Below are 21,391 nucleotides of genomic sequence, written 5' to 3' on the forward strand. Positions count from 1 at the left end.
CCGCATTAACGGGCAGTAAGACTCCCACCTTGAAATTCGGCGAATGCGAGGAAGTTAGGTGGGAGTCGTGCTGCTCGTAAAAGTCCAAGTGGTGAGGGCTAATAATCAGTGGAGGATGGAAAAACCCCCACTGATTAAAGTTTCATTTTATTAAGAACGATCATCTTTTTATGAAATATAATCATAATCGCGACGCCAAAAAAATAAAGATAAGAGTAATTTGGTTTGTTAAAAATATGTGTATAAGGAGATACGTGATGAACTGGGTTACTCATAAACCATCGTTTGAATTTGAAAATTTTAGTCCTATTATTCGGTCACAATCTGCGTGGAGTGGGCATTTAGATTTCGCATATGATTTAGTAAGATTTGAAGAACCAGCAACTTTAGTTGAGTTAGGTACGCATTTAGGTGCTTCCTTTTTTAGTTTTTGCCAGGGGGTAAAAGATGGTGGGTTAGCCACAAAATGTTTTGCTGTAGATACTTGGGCTGGAGATGGGCATACAGGTCCATATGGAGAAGGGGTTTTTCAAATAGTAGAAAAAGTGGTGAGGGATAACTACCTGAATATAGGGAATTTAATTCGGTCTACTTTTGATGATGCTCTGGATGAGTTTCAAGATGAAACGATAAATCTTTTGCATATTGATGGCTATCATACGTATGAAGCTGTTTCTCATGATTATAAAACATGGTTACCTAAAGTTGCGAAAAACGGTATTGTATTATTTCATGATATTGAAGTTAAAAACGGTGATTTCGGTGTGTATAAGTTTTGGGATGAGGTCAAGGTGAAATACCCTCATTTTCAGTTTGGGCATTCATATGGACTCGGAGTTTTATTTCCGAAAGGTTGTAGCGATAAGTTTTCGGAAATACTTAAAAATAAAGAAGAGATACAAAATATGTATAAATAAAAGAGGGGCATGCATCGATTAAATGATGTGTGCTCTTTTTTTATGTGGAAATATATTATTACATATGAGATGAAAGCGGTAGTAAAAAGTTTTGTTGAGGCAAATATTAAAAAGGTTATTATGGGTTAATAATTAGTGGGGATGGATAAAACCCTCATTGATTAAAGTTTTATTTCATTAGGTGTTTTTATCTAAATAAATAAAAATACAACATTTTTTATATTTTTCATTGCGAAAAGCGCAATCTACTTTTACAATAGAAAGGGTTGTGAATATATTATACTGAAAAAATAAATCGAAATAATATGAAAATTTTGTTTTGTCTTCGCTAATTGTATACTACATACACGTAAGACTACATACATCATGTTATCGACTTGTAAGGAGAGAAGAAAATGAAAAGTGTAAGATTACCATCGATGCTAGAAATTATTATTCTTTTATGCCTATTTCTTGCTGTCGTCTTTTCCTTCCAAACGATTTTTGATCTCCCAATTCAATTAGCGCTATTTATTTCATGGTTTTTAGTTATTGCGCTTGGATTAAGATTAGGATTTCGTTATCAAGAATTGCAAGATGCAATTACGAAAGGGATTTCTAATGGATTAGAAGCAATTCTTATTTTAGTTGCAGTTGGGGCTTTAATTGGAACGTGGATTGCTGGTGGGGTTGTACCTACATTAATTTATTATGGATTAGAATTCATTCACCCTAGCATATTCTTATTGGCAACTTTAATTATTTGTTCAATCACTTCTATCGCGACAGGAACATCATGGGGAACAGTTGGAACTGCAGGTATTGCTATGATGGCGATAGGTGAAGGGCTTGGATTACCACTTCCGCTTGTTGCGGGTGCAGTCCTTTCAGGAGCTTATTTCGGAGACAAATTATCACCACTTTCTGATAGCACAGTTCTTGCAGCTTCTATGGCGAAAGTAGATGTTATCGCTCACGTTCGAGCTATGCTCGTATTAGACGTTCCAGCTTATATTATTACCAGCATTATGTTTACTGTTGCTGGATGGATGTATGGCGGGGATAATGTAGATTTAAATAGAGTTGAGTTTTTAAAAGAATCTTTATTAAAGCACTTTGATATTAAAATATGGATGCTTGTTCCAGCGGTAATTGTTATTATGCTATTGGCGATGAAGAAACCATCTATGCCAACAATTGCTATGGGAGCTTTAATTGGTGCAATTTGGGCAACACTTTTCCAAGGAATGAACTTTGGAGAGGCAATTGGAACAGCATATAACGGATTCTCAATTCAATCTGGTGTCGAGTTTGTCGATAAGTTATTAAACCGTGGTGGAATTAATGGTATGCTTGGTTCAGTAGCTGTTATTATTTTCGGATTAGGTTTTGGTGGATTACTTGAAAAGTTAGGTGTTCTAAAGGTAATCGTATCGAAATTTGAGAAGAAATTAAATTCTGCAGGTAATGTAACATTGTCTACATTAATCGTTGCGTTTTTAGCTAACATATTTGGTTGTGCGATGTACGTATCACTTATTTTAACACCAAAAATTATGGAAGAAAGCTATGATAAATTAAAAATAGATCGCCGCGTATTAGCACGTAACTCAGAAGTAGGTGGAACTTTGACTTCTGGTATGGTTCCATGGTCTGATAATGGTATTTTTATGGCTGGTATTTTAGGTGTATCAACATTATCATACGTTCCATTTATGTGGCTAAGCTTCGTATCACTCATTTTAGCAGTTATTTATGGATATACAGGCAAGTTCATTTGGTATGTAGATGATGCGGATAAAGGAAAGCAAGCATCATAAAAAAATTACCTTCTGTGGTGGCAGAAGGTGATTTTTTTTATATGAATCAATGAGAATTCTTATCATTTGATAGAAAGTCTGTTAAAATAAAAGATGTAGGTATTTTATTTTCAAGGGGATGAAAAAATGGAGTACAGAATTGAAAGAGATACATTAGGAGAAATGAAAGTTCCAGCTGATAAATTATGGGCAGCACAAACGCAGCGTAGTAAGGAAAATTTTCCGATTGGAACAGAGCATATGCCGCTTGAAATTGTAAAAGCATTTGCGATTTTAAAGAAGAGTGCAGCGCTTAGTAATCAAAAATTAGGAAAGCTATCAGAAGAGAAGACACAAGCAATTGTGGAAGCTGCTGATGAAGTTATCGCAGAAAAATGGAATGAACATTTTCCACTTGTTGTATGGCAAACCGGTAGTGGTACACAATCGAATATGAATGTAAATGAAGTAATTGCAAACCGCGGTAATCAAATTTTGAAAGAAAAGGGATCTGACGTACATATTCATCCGAATGATGACGTGAACATGTCTCAAAGTTCAAATGATACGTTCCCAACAGCACTTCATGTAGCGTGTGTAATTGCGGTAGAAAATCATGTATTGCCAGCTATTACGAAATTAAAAGAAACATTAGCAGAAAAAGTAACTGCATTTGAACATATTATTAAAATCGGTCGTACGCATTTACAAGATGCAACACCTTTAACGTTAGGACAAGAAATTAGCGGATGGCACCGTATGCTTGAAAAAACAGAGCGTATGATTGCAGATAGCAATACATATATGAAAGAATTAGCAATTGGTGGTACTGCGGTTGGAACTGGAATTAATGCGCACCCTAAATTTGGTGAGATGGTAGCGGAAGAAATTAGTCTGTTTACAGGTAAACAATTTGTTTCTGCACCAAATAAATTCCATGCGTTAACGAGCCATGATGAAGTTGTATTTGCACATGGAGCATTAAAAGCATTAGCTGCTGATTTAATGAAGATAGCTAACGATGTGCGCTGGCTTGCAAGTGGTCCACGAAGTGGTCTTGGGGAAATTATTATCCCTGCAAATGAACCAGGAAGCTCTATTATGCCAGGTAAAGTAAATCCAACGCAAAGTGAAGCATTAACAATGGTTGTAGCACAAGTTATGGGGAATGACACAACAATCGGATTTGCTGCGAGCCAAGGTAATTTTGAGCTAAACGTATTCAAACCAGTTATTGCTTACAACTTCCTGCAATCTGCTCACTTATTAGCGGATGCAACCGTTTCGTTTAATGATAAATGTGTAGTTGGTATTGAAGCAGATGAAGAAGTAATTAATGAAAATGTAAATCGTTCATTAATGCTTGTAACAGCGCTAAACCCACATATCGGGTATGAAAATGCCGCGAAAATTGCAAAGCATGCCCATAAAGAAGGGTTAACTTTAAAAGAAGCAGCATTGCAATCTGGACTACTAACAGAAGAGCAATTTGATGAGATTGTAGATCCGAAAAAAATGATTGCTCCGAAAGAATAATAGAAGAAGCCAAGGTTCTTAGTATAGAATCTTGGCTTTTTTTGTATATTCATTTTTATGCTTCCTCCACTTGTACTATTGCAAGCTTCAAAAGATATTATTTGTTAGCAGACGTATTCATTACTTTCATATGTGGGCAGTTCTCTTTTAAGAGTAAAATGAATTTTTCTTCTTCTTGTGGTACGAAAGTTGTCACTGAGTCAAATAAATTATAATCAATTTCTAATTGCTGCCTAGTCCATTTTTCTGAACGGAGTGTTTTGCCAGAGTATTTAATGTGACGGATATTTTCAAATGGAATTTCAGTACGTAATATGAAACCGTGTTTTACAATAAGAGAAGATTCCGTTATGTTGTAGTGAGAGAAATAGAATGAAGAGAGATTCACGATATTTAACAGCATCATAAGAGTGAAAAAAATAGAATTTTCATTTTGGAAGAATAGCGAAATGAAAAAAAAATTATAAATAATGTAATGAAAATGACGTGAAATGGATTTTTTTTCGCTTTAAACTTCAAGTTAGTCACCTCGTTATACGTGTTCATTAACTAAATTAAATCATAACATCGTAATAAACCGAAAGAATATGCAGAATTGCATATTCTTTCGGTTTATTATTCGTGTAAAATTTTTTGATAGGATAAATTTAAATGAAGTTTTTAGTAGTGGAGTGGCATAAAGTGACTAACAAGAATAGAAGTGTAGTGCTAGTCATAATTAGTTGTATGCTGATTATGAGTGGCTGCTCAAATAGATTCGTTGAGGATGGAAATCGAAAACATGTATTTGTAAAAGCAAGTAAAGTTTTAGTAGAGGTTGTTTATAAAATATATAAAAGGTAAAAGGTGTTTTCGTATATGGAAACACCTTTTTTGTAGTTAAAATTGAATGCTGAAGTTTTGGAATGTGTGAATGCCGGTTCCATGTTGAATTAGGTTTGTATCACTTAAATATTGAACAGCATATTTCACATTTTAATAATAAGTCGTTTCTAAAAACACATTCGCTGTTTGTTGGGATAAGTCCTTTTTATAACGTATAAATAGATATTTTTATAAAAGTTTGTAAAATAGGCAAACGAAACATTGAATTGTTTGCTTTTTATATGGTAAGATGATGGAGTGGTAATAAACGATATCGTAATTTGTTTATGGTTTTAATAAACTTTTTGGAGGAATGTTTAGTATGAGTGATATTTCAGAGAAGTTTTGGGATGCGTCGATAGAGGAATTGAAGAAAGGGTATGTATTTGACGAGGAAGCAGAGGAGTATGTTTGTTTAGCTTGTGGAGAAACGTTTATTAAAGGAGTTATTTATCAAGAAAATCAAGTTTTGTATGAAGCAGAGAAGTTTGTACAGTTGCATATTCAAAATGAGCATACATCTATGTTTGAATATTTATTAAATCTTGATAAAAAGTTTACAGGCTTAACTGATTTGCAAAAGAAAATGGTTCAGTTTTTCCATATGGGACTTAACGATAAAGAGATTGTAAAAGAAATGGATGGCGGGAGCACATCGACGATTCGCAATCATCGATTTACATTGCGCGAGAAAATGAAGCAAGCGAAAGTATTTTTAGCGTTAATGGAATTGTCAGAAGAAAAATCAAAAGTTCAAACTAAATTTGTACCGATTCATAGAACAGCTACGATGGTGGATGATAGATACAATATTACAGAGGAAGAAAATGCTGAAGTTTTAACAGCGCATTTTACAGAAGGTTTGGATGGACCGCTTTCTAAATTTCCGAAAAAGCAAAAGCGGAAATTGATTATATTACGTCATTTAGTGAAGAAATTCGATAGTAATAAAAAGTATACTGAAAAAGAAGTAAATATAGTTTTAGAAAATATATATCCGGATTTTGTAACTTTGAGAAGATATTTAATCGAATATGGTTTTTTAGATAGAACAGCTGATGGAAGCCAATATTGGGTGAAGTTATAAGAATGAAGAGAAGAAAATGAATAGATGCACATAATAAAAACAACTATACAAAGAGATAGAGGATTACAGATACGAAAAATATGTTAAAGTTCTATGATGAATTTGAAAATAGTGAGTGGAAGAAGCAATTACTTTGACGAGCAAACAGTATAGAAATGGTTGGAGTAATTACAACTATTTGAGCACGGATTTAACCGTGCAGATTTTAAATAAAAGGAGAAATGAAATTTGAAACCACCTACAGATAACGATAAAGAAGGTGTAGAGTCACAGAAGTCAGAAACAGAACATAAGCCGATATGGAAATCGATGTCCATGTTTTTAGTGCCGTTACTTTTAAGTAATGTATTACAATCAGTTGGACAGTTATTTGGAATGGTAGTAGTAGGAAGATGGCTTGGCGTAAATGATCTAGCAGCTATATCGGCATTTTTCCCGTTATTTTTCCTACTCGTTTCATTTGTAATTGGAATTGGTTCTGGTAGTTCAATTTTAATTGGTCAGGCATTTGGTGCTAAAAATGAGGAGCGCTTAAAAGCTATCGTTGGTACGACGCTTACGTTTACTTTTATTATAGGAGTCGTGTTGGCGATAATAGGTAGTATTTTTGCGATGGATATTATGCGTCTTATGGGAACGCCAGAAAATATTATTGAAATAAGTGTGCATTACGCAAGAATTTTATTTATATCTATGCCAGTATTATTTTTATATTTTGCATACACAACATTTATGAGAGGTACAGGAGATTCAAAAACGCCATTTTACTTTTTAATCGTAAGTACAGCGCTAAATATGATTTTATTACCAATTCTTATTTTTGGCTGGTTAGGAGCTCCGAAATTAGATGTTTACGGAGCAGCCTATGCTTCAGTTATATCTACAGTTATTACGTTTATTGTCATGCTAGTGTATTTAAAGAAGAAAAATCATCCACTACAATTAGACGGGACAGTAAGAAAATATCTTCGTATGGACTGGGAGTTATTAAAATTATTGTTACGCCTCGGTATTCCAGCGAGTATTAATATGATATTAGTTTCATTATCAGAGATCGCGGTAATCGCATTTGTAAATCGGTACGGTTCAGATGCAACAGCGGCGTATGGCGTTGTGAACCAAGTTGCAAGTTATGTACAAATGCCAGCGGTTAGCCTCGGTATTACAGTATCAATTTTTGCAGCGCAATCAATTGGTGCGAACCAATTTGATCGATTACAGAAAGTTGTTAAGGCCGGAATTATTATGAATTATATCATTGGTGGTGTATTAATATCTCTTATTTACTTGTTCTCAAGAGATATTTTAGCACTATTTTTAACAAGTCAAAATACAATTGACATTGCTCATAGTCTAATCATGATTACATTATGGAGCTACTTAATTTTCGGTCATGCACAAATTATTAGTGCGACAATGCGAGCAAGTGGTACTGTACTATGGCCAACTGTAATCAGTGTTGTATCAATTTGGCTTGTTGAAGTACCTGTGGCGTATTATCTTTCTTACCATACGAGCCTTAGAATAGAAGGGATATGGATTGGGTATCCAGCTGCATTCATCGTCAGCTTAATATTACAGTATGCATATTATAAGCTTTCATGGCAGAAGAAACGAATTACACGATTAGTGAGTTAAAAGATGAAAATGTCCCTAAGTCATTATACTTAGGGACATTTTTTTATGAATGTTTATAAATAACTTTTTAAAGTTATGTCAAAATGTTGTCTAATGAGTTCTCCATTATTCATATAAAACTCCCAAGCTGTATCTGGCTCACCGATAATTTCAAATGAACCTTCTGTAATATATAAAGCGCAATTATCTTCTAATGCAATACCTTCTATATTACCTTGGTGAGTTTGTAAAAACGTATGGAAGGCATTCATTCTATTTAATTGATTGTAATGGGGGCAAAACCTTTTGTTAACAATACCCCAGCCACTACTTTCTATATAACCGGAACCTTCATAATCTGAACGAATGCTAGATGTGAACCAGCACATAGCACCGGCACTATATCCTGCAATAAGTGTTCCACGTTTTAAAGCAAATAGTAACTTTTCATCTAGTTTATGTTCTTTCCATTGTTCAAGCATGTGAACGTAATTTCCACCGCCAAGGTAAATTAAATCGGCAGAATGAATCATCTCATCTATTTCATATTTAGTAGGTGTTTCGGTTGAAATGCGTAAAATTTGAACCTCACAATGTAATTGCTTTTCAAATGTTGCTAAAAATAACTTTATATATCCTTCATCATCACGACTAGCTGTAGGAATGAATAATACTTTTGGGTATTGTTTATTCGTTAATTCTATAAGTCGTTCATTAATATGCAAGTGATTTGGATCTTGTAAATCACCGCCACCAATGACAGCTAATTTCATAGTAAAGCACCACCTAATAATATTTGTTATGTAAAAATTCGATAGTGGGGAGTTACATTCCTTCTGTGATTTAATGAATAAGGGGAAATAAAGTGAACAATATATTGAAATAGCATAAGGAGTCGATAGCTGTGGATAGAAAGGAATTAGAAGCAGTTTATCCCGCTATTTGCGGGCAGTAAACTCCCGCCTCAAAATTCGATTGGAGCAAAGCAGTTAGGTGGGAGCCCTGCTGCCCGTAAACACCCGATTGGTGTGGGCTAATAATCAATGGGGGATGAACAAAATCCCCATTGATTAAAGTTTCACTTTATTGATATATAATACTGGAAAATATTGTTTCAAAATATGGGAACAATATGTTTAAATGAATATAACGACGTACTAATGAATGTTGAAAGAGTATTTATATTTAAAAAGTACAGGGAATACCAAAAGTTTTACAAAAGTGTTTTTTACTTTTTATAGGAACTTATTTTATAATATAGTTAAATTATATTAATATATTTATTAGCGTAGACTAAAGAGAGGGAGCGTGAAAGAGTGGATTTTCGATTTGAGTTCGCAGCGAAGGTGAAAGAATATTTAGATGATGAAAAAGATGAAAAAATAATAAAAGATGGACACAGAGATATAATTTATAAATATTTATATCCGTTAGAGAGTGAAATTGGAATTTTTAAAAACCCTAACTTTACTTTTTTTGCATCAGGAAGACGTTCACATATAGTATTGGAAAATATTGAATTTAAAACAGAAGTAAACGTAGAAAGTAATATAATTGAAATTACAAAAATAGTGGATAATGTGGTGATTCCATTAGATACTATCGTAGCTAAAGATCGGGAATTATTTGCACTTGGGCGTAATGAGAAATTTAGTGTGCAAATATTAGAATATTATCTCTATGATACATTTGGAGAGAAGTTAGGTTTACAATGAATCGAACGTGGTACAGATAACTAATTAGTGGAGATTAGGATTCATTTAAGTATCAGTTAATATCATTTATGTTTGACCTTCTATATATTTTATACTACAATCTGTAGTGTGAAAGGGGCCATACGATGTTTACTCAAAACTACAAGTTAAATGAGCAAGGGTTAAATCACTTTTTCGGACCGCTTGAAGCGAAAATAATGGAAATTGTTTGGGCTACTGAGGGTATTACCATTAAAAATGTGCAACAGAGATTAAGTGAAGAATCCCCGGTGAATTTTAATACTGTAATGACAGTTATGAACAGATTAGTAGAGAAAGCGCATTTAGAAAAGCATATTGTGAAAAGAAGTGGTATGTATCGTACTACACAAACGAAGGAAGAATTTTTATCTAATCAAACGAAGAAAATGACACAGGAATTAATGGGTGAATTTGGAGATCTTGTTGTGAACCATATGATAGATGAGTTAGAACAAGCTGATCCATCTTTAATAAAAAAATTAGAAGAGAAATTAAGTCGGCTAAAAAAAGAGGACCGATAAAATGAAGTGGCAAATGCGTAAAATCGTTTTGTTAGCAGTGACTATTAGTGTGCTTTTTTTAAGCATGTTAGTATACTACGTTACATACCCATTTCTTTTTCAAAATAAAGCATTTTTCCTTTCTCAATTTTGTTTATTTGAATTACAAAAACATATGAGGGAACTATCAATACTTCGTATAATGATAGCCGGATTACTGTTATTTACTGTAATCATTATGAGTAAAAGAATTTGGAAGCAATTTTTTTATAGTAAAAGATTGAAAAGAAATCTCGTGTCTATTACTAGAAAAGGAAAGCAAGTGTACGTATTATCAACGTTACAGATTACGGCATTTACAATTGGATTATTTCGACCGAAAATTGTCATTTCAGAAGGAATGTTTCGGGCATTTTCTGAGGAAGAAATTGATGCGATTGTATTACATGAGGAATATCATCAAAAAAATCGAGATCCATTAAAGTTATTTTTCTTTACATTGTTAGCTGAGGGAATGATGTATATTCCTATATTAAAAGGGATGTTGCAGCGTTATCATGTATATCAAGAGCTATCAGCAGATAAATATGCGATGCAAAAAATGAAATCTTCATTTGAGCTAGGTAGTGCATTATTAAAGTTAATTAAAATAAAGACGATGGAAAATCAATGTATTACAGCGTCGTTTGCGAAAACCGCAATTAATTTACGAATTGAGCAAGTGTTGAATGAGAAAGTTGTTAAGCTGAATATACCATTACATACAAATTCAGTATATGTAACGTTAGGGCTATTTTGTATGTCGATTGTACTTATTGTCGGAGAGTGCATATAGCCTCTTTTTTTAATAATTAACACTACGCATTGTAGTGTATTTAGGAGGGATAAAATGAATGCAGCGGATTTAACAATTTGGCTAGTAGTAGGGGCTGGGATACTTTCATTTATATCACCATGTTCTTTACCGCTATATCCATCTTATTTATCATATATTACAGGTGTGTCTATTCAAGATTTAAAAGAAAATCGTGGGATTATGCAAAAGTCAGCGATTATACATACAGTATTTTTTATGATCGGTTTCTCGGTTATATTTTATGCGTTAGGTTTATCGGTGAGTTGGATTGGGATTACTTTTTCATCTAATCAAAGATTGATTCAGCAAATTGGTGGGGTTTTTATTGTTTTGATGGGGTTATTTATGACTGGATTGTTTCAGCCTAAGTGGCTTATGGCAGAGAAAAAAGTGCAGTATAGAAGTAAATCGACAGGATATATTCGCTCAGTTTTGGTCGGCATGACATATGCAGCAGGATGGACACCGTGTGTTGGTCCGATATTTTCTGCAGTGCTTATGCTCGGGGCGACCAATCCGGAAAGTGCGCTTCTTTATATTACGGCATATACTCTTGGCTTTGCAGTTCCGTTTTTCGTGATGGCATTTTTTATTGGAAAGGTAAAATGGATTGTTACTTATGCCAATGTCATGATGAAAATCGGCGGTGGAATGATGATTTTAACAGGGGTTTTATTATATACAAATCAAATGACGAAAATTACAGCGTTCTTTATTCGTCTATTCGGCGGATTTACGGGATTTTAGAAATGAGGAGGAAGAAAAGTGAAGAAACTAATTGCTATTATACTAGCTGGGGCACTAATTTGGGCCGGAGTTAACTTTTATAATACTAAGAAAGAAGAAAAAGAAAGAAAAGCGAAACAAGCGGAGTTACAAGAGAAGGAAGTATTACCACAAGTGGGATTTAAAGCGCCGAACATAACATTAAAAGGATTAGATGGGAAGCTTTATTCGTTAAATGATGCAAAGGGAAAACCATATGTTATTAATTTTTGGGCATCATGGTGTGGTCCATGTGAAATGGAGGCTCCTGATCTAGTTCGTTTGTATGATAAATATAAGGAGGATGTTGAAATCTTTGCGGTAAATGCAACAATCGGGGATCCAGTACAAGAAGCGAGCGCATTTGCAGATCGTCACGGATTTAAATTTCCTGTTCTATTAGATATGGACGGAGTAGCTGGAATAGATTATAAAGTATTTTCTTTACCAACGACATTTTTTGTTAATAAAGATGGAATTATTGTAGATCATGCACGAGGTGTATTACCTCCAGATCAATTAGAAGAGAAGTTTAAGAAAATAATTGAGAATTAAGAGGGGATTTCATAGTGATGGAGTGGATGGTGAGGTTACAACCCGTTTCTCTTATAATAGGAAGTTTATTTGGATTTACTCTAATGAAACTAAGGATGAAAAAGCAAAATATTCAATATGAAAAAATGATGGATGCAGTAACGAATGGCTTTCTTATCATTGTATTAGTATGGAAATTCGCACCGGCAATTTTAAATCCGGTATGGGCCATTGGGGCGCCAATGCCAGCATTATTAGCTGTAGGAAGTATTCAGCATATTATAGTAGGGTGCGTAATTGCGAGTATATATATTGTTTGGAAAAGTAAAAAAGAGCAATTTTCTCTTCGGATTTTACTTGATACATTACCTTTTGGATTTTGCATGAGTATAATCTTTTATTTTATATTCCATCAAGAAGTAGGTGCACAAACGACACTGCCGTGGGGGATGAAAATATATGAATCAAAATTTTTGTATCATCCTATTTTCATGTATGAGATTATACTCGCACTCGGTATAATTGGCTCGTTATGGATTAAAAATGAAAGATTAGGAAATGGAAAGAATATAAGCTTTTTTCTAATTTGCGAGGGAATTGCTCATATCATTATTTCACTTATTAGTGAACAAAATTCAGTTCTAGTTGGTCTTTCAATACAGCAAATAATCAGTTTTTGTGTTATTAGTTTAGGGATTTTGTTAGTACCAAAAAAATAAAAGTAGCCATGCACGGAGAGCATGGCTATTTTTGTATCATCATATGAATTAAAAAATCGGCGGAGTAACAGAAAATAAAACAATCGCATTTTTCTCGAATTGATTTACCCATTTATGTTTTAAATAAGCTGGTATTTTTACGCTATCACCAGTTTCTAATGTGTATTCTTCTTCATTTAAGTGCAATGTGATTTTTCCGTCTAATACAAATGCTAATTCTTCACCTTTATGTTCTAGAACATTTTCTGATGAAGCAGTATTTGGTGGGATAGTCATAATTGCTGTTGCTAAATTTCCTGTGAAATCAGGTGATAACAATTCATATGATAAATTATCGATAATCATTTTTTTTCTTTTATGAGAACGTACAATTAAATCGTCTGTATTATTTTCTTCAAGTAAAAAACTAAATGTTGGAACATCAAGAGCTTTTGCAAGTACCTTTAATGTTTGAATAGAAGGGTTAGCAGAACCACGTTCAATTTGACTAAGCATTGATGGTGTGATTTCGGCCATCTTTGCTAATTCTTTACTAGTTAATCCTTTTTCTTTTCTTTGTTTTTCAATCTTTTTACCAATATCTATATTTTCCATAATAAATGCTCCTTAATAATTATTAAATTATATTTAAATAAATTAAATTGAAATTAACTAAAATGAATTATTTATGTTAAACTATATTAAAATTAATTTAATTATAATTTATTATATGGCTAGCTACAAGGATATGAGGAGGAAGAGGAATGAAGGAGATAGAGGCATTAAAAGAGCAATATCCACTAGTAAATAACTTAATCACAACAGAAGAAGTATTTTGGATAAACCCGAATATGGAAAAGTATGAAACAGCAATAAAAAATTCGCCACTTAATGAAGAACATGTAAAAGACGCGGAAGAGAGATTAAAGCGTTTTGCACCATACATTGCGAAAGTATTTCCTGAAACGAAGGAAACAGGCGGTATTATAGAATCACCTTTAGTGAAAATACCTTCTATGAAACAATCTTTAGAGAAAAGTTATGGGCAACCTATTTTAGGGGAATTACTATTAAAATGTGATAGCGGGCTTCCGATATCAGGATCAATAAAAGCTAGAGGCGGAATATACGAAGTGCTGAAACATGCAGAGCAACTGGCACTTCAGCATGGAATGTTAACAGGGGAAGATGATTATTCAATTTTAGATAGTGATAGATTTAGAGGTTTTTTTGCGAAGTATTCAATTGCAGTAGGTTCTACTGGGAATTTAGGGCTTAGCATCGGTATTATGAGTGCGAAATTAGGTTTTAATGTGACTGTTCATATGTCGGCAGACGCAAAAGAATGGAAAAAAGATTTATTAAGAAGTAAAGGTGTAAACGTTATTGAATATGAAGCTGATTATAGTAAAGCAGTAGAAGAAGGAAGACTGCAAGCAGATGCAGATCCTAGCTGTTATTTTGTTGATGATGAAAACTCACATGATTTATTTTTAGGATACGCAGTAGCAGCGTCACGTTTACAAAAACAATTAGAAGAGTTAGAGATTGTAGTAGATGAAGAATACCCTTTATTCGTTTATCTTCCGTGCGGGGTAGGTGGTGGGCCTGGTGGAGTAGCATTCGGCTTAAAGTTATTGTACAAAGACAATGTGCATTGTTTCTTTGCTGAGCCTACGCACTCTCCGTGTATGTTACTCGGTTTAATGACAGGGCTTCACGATAAAATTGCCGTTCAAGATATCGGAATTGATAATGTAACCGATGCGGATGGACTTGCGGTAGGAAGACCATCTGGATTTGTCGGTAAAACGATGGAACCATTTTTGAGTGGAAATTACACAGTAAGTGATGAGGAGTTATATAGATTATTAAAAGAACTGGCTGATACTGAAAATATTTATTTAGAGCCTTCTGCATTAGCGGGTATGATAGGGCCGTTGAATGTATGTAAAGCTGAAAATGAGTATTTACAAAAACAACAGTTAACAGAGAAGGTGAAGAAAGGTACTCATATTGTGTGGGGAACTGGTGGGAGTATGGTTCCGGAAGACGTGATGAATGGGTATTATAAGAAAGGTTTGGAATTAACGTTAAAATAAAAATGAGGCTATTTACAGCCTCATTTTTTTCATGTGCATAAAATTCTTTGTTATTTTCGCATTAGTTCATTATAGTATAGATATAAAGGATTGCTAATATCGAATAAATATAACAAAAAAGCTTTATTTTACATAATAAGAGGATGTGTATACGATGTCATTACAGACTAAATATATAGCGGGTATTTCGCTTGGGGTTATGGGCGTAGGTTTTGCGGCTTCAATCCCTTTTCAAGGAACGGTAGCTGGAGAAATTATACAAGGTGGATTTGAAGCCGGGTTAGTTGGTGGACTTGCGGATTGGTTTGCGGTTACAGCTTTATTCCGTCATCCGTTGGGAATCCCAATTCCACATACAGCATTATTACCGAAAAATCGTAAGCGGGTAACAAAGGGACTCGTTTCTACGTTAGAAAATGAATGGCTGACGAAAGAAAGTATTACAAGTAAAGTAAAAGAAATACAGCTAGCGCAAATGGTACTGCAAATTGCTGAGAAAGAGTTACAGTCTGATGCTGTGAAAAAAGGGATTGTAACAATTGCTGAGAAAGCGATTCTTCAAATAGATACGGAAAAATTAGCAGTTATTATTGAAAAAGAATTAAAAACGTATTTGCATACAATTAATACAAGTAACATATTACAAGTTCTCGTGGATCAATTAGTAGTGCAAGAATATGATGAAAAAACACTTGATTACATATTAGTAAAAGTGAAAGATTGGACAGCTCAAGATGAAGCACGTTATCAGCTCGGAAGCTTAGGCATGAAGGCGATGGAAAACATAAAAGTAGATGGATTCCTACAGTTTACTTTGAAATCGTTTATGAATATTGTTGATGAGGATAAAATCGGCGGCATTTTGCAGAAGTTTATCATTAGCAATATTAACAGCTTACAAGATGCAGATAATAGCACAAGGCAACTTATATTAGCGAAAATTCGTCAAGAGATTATAAATGTAAAAGAAAATGAATCTTTATTACAGGAATTAGAGAAGTGGAAAGAAAAATGGATTGCAAATTGGGATGCTACTGACAAAATAAAAGAGATGCTAGAGCAAGTACAGAGTAGGGCAGTTACTTTTGTGAAGAATGAAGAATTTGCTGATAAATATGTTGTTCCATTCTTACAAACACAAATGAATAAAATAAAAGAAGACGAACTGACTGTTCAAAAAATAGAAGATTGGTTACAAAAACAAGTTGTTACTATTGTTGAAAAGAATCATTCGAAAATTGGAAAGCTTGTGCAAGAAAACCTTGATAAGTTAGATGATAAAACATTAATCGAAATGATTGAAAATAATGTCGGTAAAGATTTGCAGTGGATTCGTGTGAACGGGGCTGTTTGTGGTTTTATGATTGGATTAGTTTTAGAAGGAATAAAAGCGATTATATGAGAAAAACCTTCCACAATTGTGGAAGGTTTCTTATTTTTCGATAACACTCATATTTATATTATAAGCTTTCTCGATATTTAATTTGTACGTCCCATTTCCTGTTTTTATCGAGTTTTTATACCAATGTTCTTGCCCGTTTAATTCTGGATTTTCTTCTGAAGAATTATTTTCTTTTTTCGTTAAATCTTCTACTTGTTCCCAAGGTGTGTTCCCGTGAGTTTCTTTTTTGTTTGTTATGGCGATTAAAGATACATCACTTTCTTTTACTAAATGAACAGATACATTTGAACTTTCTTGTACAAACCAATTATTTTGTAATTGACCTGGATAAAGAGATAGTTCGTTATTTGAAGCGCGGATCTCTACATTTTTATTTTGCGGAAGAACGAGTGTTTGTTTCATCTGTGGTGTTGAGTTAAATAACGTATGCTGAACCGGTAATGATTTTAAAGTTATATACATCGTTTCTCCAGCTGTTTGAACTGAAAGGAAATCCTCTTGTTTTAAATTGAGTTTTTCATTTGCTTTCGTCGTCATTTCATATGTTCCAAGAAGATGAATTTGATTTGTATTATTTCCCTCTATCGTTAGAGGGTGATGCCCCGCATCCACTACAATTTTTTTGATAGATTCAGGTATATCAAGTTGTCCGTCTGGAATATTACTCGTTTGCCTAGTTGTGTTAATAGAATGACGAACTTCTTCTAGTAATCCAGTTGATAATAAACAGTAAAAAGCAATTCCAACGCTTCCTAAAACTCCGATAAAGAAAATACTAAAAATATCATATTTAATAAATGAATGTTCCTTCTTAGAAAATAGAAGGTATAGTAAAACTTCAGCGCCAAGTATGATAAGTAAAACAGGCCACCAGGCTGTTAATGTATCTAATGCTTGAACGCCTTTTACGACTGAAAATAGTAAAAAGCAACCTAATAAAATAATTGAAATCCCCATCGAGAATGTTCCAACGCGCCATGTTCTCATTCTTTTGTACCACCTTTGTTTTCTTTATTTCCAAGTAACAATTTAAAGCCGCCACCAATTAAAAAGAGAGCAACGATAGATGTTTGGAAATAGCGATAATATAGTTCGCTAAGATGAATATTAAATATAGTTGCAAAGTAGTCATTCAAAATAGGAAGGACTGTTTGATCTAATAAATAATAACCACCGAGTGTAATTAATCCGATACCGATCCATCTTTGATGATTTATAAAATAATCTATGATAGGTTCGTCATTAACACGTTCTTTTCCGTATTTTGCAGTTTGCTGTAACGCATCAAAAAAGCTATAGAACCAAATAATTGGTACTAAAAATAAAAACGCAGAAAGTCTTAATAAGTCGAGCAAATAAATAGATAGTAAAAAGGCTGCCATAAGCTGGAGACCACGGCGCTGTAAGCCTAAATACATATGTCCTGCTCCAGGAAACATTGCTAAAATGGAAGCGAATGTTTTATTTTTCTTTCCTTGTTCTCGGTGCTCTTCAAATTCTTCAAAAATAGTCCGATCAACTAATTGCTCTCCGCGTTCTTTTTTCTGTAGTTGTTGAACAACGTCGAAGAAGTTATAAATCCATAAAACAGGTAACGTAATAAGGAAGATAAGGAAACTTCCTTGAGATGTTAAGAGTGCAACGAATATAATCATACTTCCGATTCCTGTGCAAGCGACTAAAAATGTAAGTCCGCGTTGCATAAGTCCTAATTGAAAATGACCAAGCCCAGGAATGATTGATAGAAGAATGATATAAAATCGTTCGCTTTCTTTAGAGGACTCTGTAAATTCTCCGGCTGCTTGTTTTTTCGATTGGTTAATAATAGTGATAACTAAATCTAATAAATTGATCGCCCATAACACGACTAGTAAAAATAGAGAAAGAAAAGCAATATCACGCGCTCCTAATGCTATTGTACAAAATGCTGCAAAGATAAATAGAAATAAAGCCCCTCCGCTATATAAAATAAACCGTCCTATCTTTTTTAAATATAAATGTCCAAGCCCAGGAATTAGCCCTAACACAAGTGCTAAAAAGGGATTTTTATTCATGCTTTGAACCTCCGTCCTTTTTTGATGTGTCTACCGATTTGTTTACAATTTGTTGTGAGATAGAAGACTCGTTATGTTTTGAAGATTTCTCGAAATTTGATGTCGCTGTGAAAATATACTGGAATAAACCACTTACCATAAAAATAATTGTAGCCGCAGTCGCAATTATGTAGTGAATAATTGTGCGCTTTAGTGAGTTTGTTTTTATATTTTCATTAGGCTGTAACGTTTCAAAATTAATTTGCGTCATAACTTCGTTCGTAAATGAATCATCATTTATCATTGGAAGGTTTTCATGTTGTTCATCAATACTTTCCATATAAAGTGCTAAACAATGATCACATTCATAAAGATGTTCTTCCATAGATTCACGTTCATTGTTTGATATAACATCTAATGTATAATTGCGCCAATCTTCTTTTGAATAATGCATCATAGAAACTCTTCCTCCTTCCAATGTTTTTTAATCCATTTTCTTGCCCGATACAGTTTCATTTCGACTGTTTTCACTTCAATATTTTCTTGCAAAGCAATTTCTTGATAACTTTTTTCTTCTAAGTAATGTGCGAGAACGACGTCACGGTAATTGTCGGGAAGTTCTCGCAGTTTTTGAGCAATGAGTAATTTTTGCTCTTTCGTCAATAATAATGCCTCGATATTATGAGAGGATTTTATATTTTCCGCAGTTTCTTTACATAAGGAGAGTTCTTCGTTTTCTCTAGCTTTTTTTCTCTTATAATCAATAGCGTGATTGGTGGCAATACGTGCCATCCACGTTTTTAATCCGCGAAATTGATAATTTGGGAGAGAGGCGTGAATTTTTACGAATACTTCTTGTGTAACATCTTTAGCATCTTCTTCATGTCTTAAAATAGAAAAGATAACTTGAAAAATATAATGACGATATGTTTGTACAAGGATACGAAAAGCATGTTCGCTTCCTTGTTGTGCTTTTTCAACTAATTGTTTTTCCTCAATCGGTCTCTCCCTCCTTTTTGACGCATTCTATTATATAGACGTAAGAAATGATAAGTCACCCTACACATGTTATAAAAAAAGAATAATATATTTTTAGCAGGAGGGCTATATGAAAAAGGTGTGAAAAAATGGTAAAGAGAAGTATATAATGAGCAAAGAGGAAATGCTACATGGAGAAAGGATGTGAATGTTAGTAGGATAAGGTCCATACTAACAAACATGAAAATTAAAATATTAATAGCCGATGATAATTCTTTTATTAGAGAAGGTATGAAAATTATTTTAAATACATATGAAGAGTTTGAAGTATTAGATACCGTAAATGATGGAAAAGAAGCTGTAGCGTATTGTAAAAAGTATGAAGTTGATATTGCGCTTTTAGATGTTCGTATGCCAAACATGAACGGGGTAGAGGCGACGAAGTTAATTTGTGAAGAGACAAAAACGAAGCCTCTCATTTTAACGACATTTGATGATGATGAATATATTTTGGACGCAGTAAAAAACGGAGCGAAAGGTTATTTATTAAAAAATAATGATCCGGAGCGTATTCGTGATGCGATAAAAGGAGTTTATAACGGTCAAACTGTTATGCAAGATGTAGTGCTTGATAAAATTAAGTCTAATTTAATGGAAAGTAAAGAGGAAGAATCTAAAATTGATAAGAGCCTTTTCACAGAAAGAGAGCTTAGTATTATCGCATTAATTGCGAAAGGTTTCTCAAATAAAGAAATTTCGAAGCAACTTTTCATATCTGAAGGAACGATTGCAAATTATATTACATCAGTTTTAGGGAAAACTGGACTAGAACATCGCACGCAAATTGCGATTTATTACTTAACAGGGAAAGTAGATTAATGTTATGGAATTTTGGTTAACTGTAAGTAAACTTATTGTCTTTTTATATATAGTGTTTAGCTACATTCATTTAAATGTTACGAACTTACCATGGATTATACTTACTTTGCTTTTATATCTTTCTGTAAACGTGTTGATCTCTATATTTAAAAAAGATACGTACAAAAACATATTAACTTGTGTGTCAATTGGCGTAGTTATGTTATTTGCATGGAAGATTCATCCGTTTTTTATTTTGTTTTTACCTTTGAACTTATATGAAATTGCAAATTATTACATAAAAAAGAAATGGTTAATCTTTTTCATTATGATTCTTCCTATTATTTTTATAGGTGAAGGTATTCAGATGACGTATGGACTTATTAGTGCATTTTGTTTTTTTCCTTAACGATAGCTCACCGCTATATAGCACGATTATTAAAACTAGAAATGCAAAATGATAAAATGAGAAAAGACATACAAAGACTTACGAAAAGCTTAAATGAAAATAAAGATTACATAAGGCAATCTGAATACACATTTAAATTAGAGGAAAGAAATCGACTATCTCAAGAAATTCATGATAAAATCGGTCACTCAATGACAGGTGCACTAATTCAAATGGAAGCAGCGAAGAGATTAATGGAAATAGATAAAGTGAAATCTGCTGAGTTATTACAAAATGCCATTCATATTTCAAAAGATGGCATTGAAAGCATTCGGATTACATTAAAAAATATGAAGCCACCAACTGAGCAAATTGGCATTCATCGTATGAAATTATTCATAGAGGAATTTGCCGGTAAGCATGATATGAATATTCCTTTCGTTTATAAAGGTAACTTAGATATGATTTCTCCCATTCAGTGGAAAATTATCGGTGAAAACGTTACAGAGGCGTTAACAAATGCGATGAAATACGCTGATGCGACAGTCATTTCAATCGATATTCATGTACTGAACAAGATGGTGAAAGTACAAGTGAAGGATAATGGTAAAGGTGCAGCTCTTGTTAAGAAAGGTCTCGGTATTATGGGGATGGAGGAGCGAACAGCGTCTGTAAACGGAAAAATTATTGTAGATGGAACAAGTGGTTTTTCAGTAACAATGTTATTGCCGATATAAGAGGA

Annotated in this window: 21 protein-coding genes and 2 pseudogenes; 16 read left to right on the plus strand and 7 right to left on the minus strand. The window is 33.6% G+C overall.

Annotation, left to right across the window (positions count from 1 at the left end; translation table 11 throughout):
* Positions 1 to 257: 257 nt before the first annotated feature.
* From JFU23_RS24400 to fumC, 3 genes are all read left to right on the plus strand, one after another.
* On the plus strand, positions 258 to 917 hold the full coding sequence (locus JFU23_RS24400; protein WP_002030981.1) for a class I SAM-dependent methyltransferase: 660 nt from the start codon (positions 258 to 260) through the stop codon (positions 915 to 917).
* Positions 918 to 1,312: 395 nt separating this feature from the next.
* Entirely contained in the window at positions 1,313 to 2,716 is a 1,404-nt protein-coding gene (gene nhaC, locus JFU23_RS24405; RefSeq protein ID WP_085310304.1) for a Na+/H+ antiporter NhaC, read from the plus strand.
* Positions 2,717 to 2,842: 126 nt separating this feature from the next.
* Complete coding sequence (gene fumC / locus JFU23_RS24410) at positions 2,843 to 4,231, plus strand: class II fumarate hydratase (protein ID WP_201032904.1); 1,389 nt, start codon at positions 2,843 to 2,845, stop codon at positions 4,229 to 4,231.
* A gap of 97 nt (positions 4,232 to 4,328) precedes the next feature.
* Here the strand turns inward: fumC and JFU23_RS24415 are convergent.
* Positions 4,329 to 4,750 (minus strand): annotated as a pseudogene (locus tag JFU23_RS24415) (PH domain-containing protein).
* Between the two features lie 132 nt (positions 4,751 to 4,882).
* Here JFU23_RS24415 and JFU23_RS24420 point away from each other — a divergent pair.
* From JFU23_RS24420 to JFU23_RS24430, 3 genes are all read left to right on the plus strand, one after another.
* A complete protein-coding gene (locus tag JFU23_RS24420) occupies positions 4,883 to 5,074 on the plus strand; it encodes a hypothetical protein (protein ID WP_137058674.1) in 192 nt (63 codons plus the stop codon).
* 343 nt (positions 5,075 to 5,417) lie between these two features.
* On the plus strand, positions 5,418 to 6,182 hold the full coding sequence (locus JFU23_RS24425; protein WP_002189118.1) for a DUF2087 domain-containing protein: 765 nt from the start codon (positions 5,418 to 5,420) through the stop codon (positions 6,180 to 6,182).
* 228 nt (positions 6,183 to 6,410) lie between these two features.
* Entirely contained in the window at positions 6,411 to 7,820 is a 1,410-nt protein-coding gene (locus JFU23_RS24430; RefSeq protein WP_201032906.1) for an MATE family efflux transporter, read from the plus strand.
* 53 nt (positions 7,821 to 7,873) lie between these two features.
* Here the strand turns inward: JFU23_RS24430 and JFU23_RS24435 are convergent, their stop codons facing one another.
* Positions 7,874 to 8,572, minus strand: coding sequence for a peptidase E (locus JFU23_RS24435; protein ID WP_002031081.1), 699 nt, complete (start codon positions 8,570 to 8,572; stop codon positions 7,874 to 7,876).
* Positions 8,573 to 9,115: 543 nt separating this feature from the next.
* On the opposite strand from JFU23_RS24435, the gene JFU23_RS24440 reads away from it, so the two are divergent.
* The 6 genes from JFU23_RS24440 to JFU23_RS24465 all read left to right on the plus strand — a co-directional run bounded on the left by JFU23_RS24440 (position 9,116) and on the right by JFU23_RS24465 (position 12,909).
* Positions 9,116 to 9,514 (plus strand): DUF3942 family protein, encoded by a 399-nt coding sequence (locus JFU23_RS24440; RefSeq protein WP_002031084.1) that lies wholly within the window; start codon positions 9,116 to 9,118, stop codon positions 9,512 to 9,514.
* Between the two features lie 125 nt (positions 9,515 to 9,639).
* A complete protein-coding gene (locus JFU23_RS24445) occupies positions 9,640 to 10,056 on the plus strand; it encodes a BlaI/MecI/CopY family transcriptional regulator (RefSeq protein WP_201032908.1) in 417 nt (138 codons plus the stop codon).
* 1 nt (position 10,057) lies between these two features.
* Positions 10,058 to 10,870 (plus strand): M56 family metallopeptidase, encoded by an 813-nt coding sequence (locus JFU23_RS24450; RefSeq protein ID WP_201032909.1) that lies wholly within the window; start codon positions 10,058 to 10,060, stop codon positions 10,868 to 10,870.
* 54 nt (positions 10,871 to 10,924) lie between these two features.
* The gene (gene ccdA / locus JFU23_RS24455) at positions 10,925 to 11,638 is read left to right on the plus strand and encodes a cytochrome c-type biogenesis protein CcdA (protein WP_002031088.1); all 714 of its coding nucleotides are present in this window, start codon (positions 10,925 to 10,927) and stop codon (positions 11,636 to 11,638) included.
* 18 nt (positions 11,639 to 11,656) lie between these two features.
* Positions 11,657 to 12,211, plus strand: coding sequence for a TlpA family protein disulfide reductase (locus JFU23_RS24460; protein ID WP_002031090.1), 555 nt, complete (start codon positions 11,657 to 11,659; stop codon positions 12,209 to 12,211).
* Between the two features lie 14 nt (positions 12,212 to 12,225).
* The gene (locus tag JFU23_RS24465; protein WP_201032911.1) at positions 12,226 to 12,909 is read left to right on the plus strand and encodes a prolipoprotein diacylglyceryl transferase family protein; all 684 of its coding nucleotides are present in this window, start codon (positions 12,226 to 12,228) and stop codon (positions 12,907 to 12,909) included.
* A 48-nt stretch (positions 12,910 to 12,957) separates the two neighbouring features.
* Here JFU23_RS24465 and JFU23_RS24470 read toward each other — a convergent pair whose 3' ends face one another.
* Positions 12,958 to 13,503, minus strand: a complete 546-nt coding sequence (locus JFU23_RS24470) for a helix-turn-helix domain-containing protein (RefSeq protein WP_002012259.1) — start codon at positions 13,501 to 13,503, stop codon at positions 12,958 to 12,960.
* Between the two features lie 149 nt (positions 13,504 to 13,652).
* Here JFU23_RS24470 and JFU23_RS24475 point away from each other — a divergent pair, with 149 nt between their 5' ends.
* Both JFU23_RS24475 and JFU23_RS24480 read left to right on the plus strand, forming a co-directional pair.
* Positions 13,653 to 14,990 (plus strand): D-serine ammonia-lyase, encoded by a 1,338-nt coding sequence (locus tag JFU23_RS24475; protein WP_201032913.1) that lies wholly within the window; start codon positions 13,653 to 13,655, stop codon positions 14,988 to 14,990.
* A gap of 154 nt (positions 14,991 to 15,144) precedes the next feature.
* Positions 15,145 to 16,392: a DUF445 domain-containing protein gene (locus tag JFU23_RS24480; RefSeq protein ID WP_201032915.1), complete on the plus strand. Its 1,248-nt coding sequence runs from the start codon at positions 15,145 to 15,147 to the stop codon at positions 16,390 to 16,392.
* A 30-nt stretch (positions 16,393 to 16,422) separates the two neighbouring features.
* Here JFU23_RS24480 and exsE read toward each other — a convergent pair whose 3' ends face one another.
* The 4 genes from exsE to JFU23_RS24500 are packed head-to-tail and all read right to left on the minus strand — an operon-like array spanning position 16,423 to position 19,424.
* Positions 16,423 to 17,379: an exosporium protein ExsE gene (exsE, locus tag JFU23_RS24485; RefSeq protein WP_085310314.1), complete on the minus strand. Its 957-nt coding sequence runs from the start codon at positions 17,377 to 17,379 to the stop codon at positions 16,423 to 16,425.
* Positions 17,376 to 18,446 (minus strand): hypothetical protein, encoded by a 1,071-nt coding sequence (locus tag JFU23_RS24490; RefSeq protein ID WP_085310316.1) that lies wholly within the window; start codon positions 18,444 to 18,446, stop codon positions 17,376 to 17,378. Before JFU23_RS24490 ends, exsE begins: the two co-directional genes overlap by 4 nt.
* On the minus strand, positions 18,439 to 18,882 hold the full coding sequence (locus tag JFU23_RS24495) for a hypothetical protein (protein ID WP_002126705.1): 444 nt from the start codon (positions 18,880 to 18,882) through the stop codon (positions 18,439 to 18,441). Before JFU23_RS24495 ends, JFU23_RS24490 begins: the two co-directional genes overlap by 8 nt.
* Positions 18,879 to 19,424, minus strand: coding sequence for an RNA polymerase sigma factor (locus JFU23_RS24500; protein WP_307838321.1), 546 nt, complete (start codon positions 19,422 to 19,424; stop codon positions 18,879 to 18,881). The genes JFU23_RS24495 and JFU23_RS24500 overlap by 4 nt, the downstream gene beginning before the upstream one ends.
* Before the next feature lie 219 nt (positions 19,425 to 19,643).
* Here JFU23_RS24500 and JFU23_RS24505 point away from each other — a divergent pair, with 219 nt between their 5' ends.
* A complete protein-coding gene (locus JFU23_RS24505; RefSeq protein WP_002012250.1) occupies positions 19,644 to 20,282 on the plus strand; it encodes a response regulator transcription factor in 639 nt (212 codons plus the stop codon).
* A 4-nt stretch (positions 20,283 to 20,286) separates the two neighbouring features.
* Positions 20,287 to 21,386, plus strand: a pseudogene (locus JFU23_RS24510) (sensor histidine kinase).
* Positions 21,387 to 21,391 lie beyond the last annotated feature (5 nt).

Source organism: Bacillus sp. TH50 (assembly GCF_016650565.1).
GTDB lineage: Bacteria > Bacillota > Bacilli > Bacillales > Bacillaceae_G > Bacillus_A > Bacillus_A mycoides.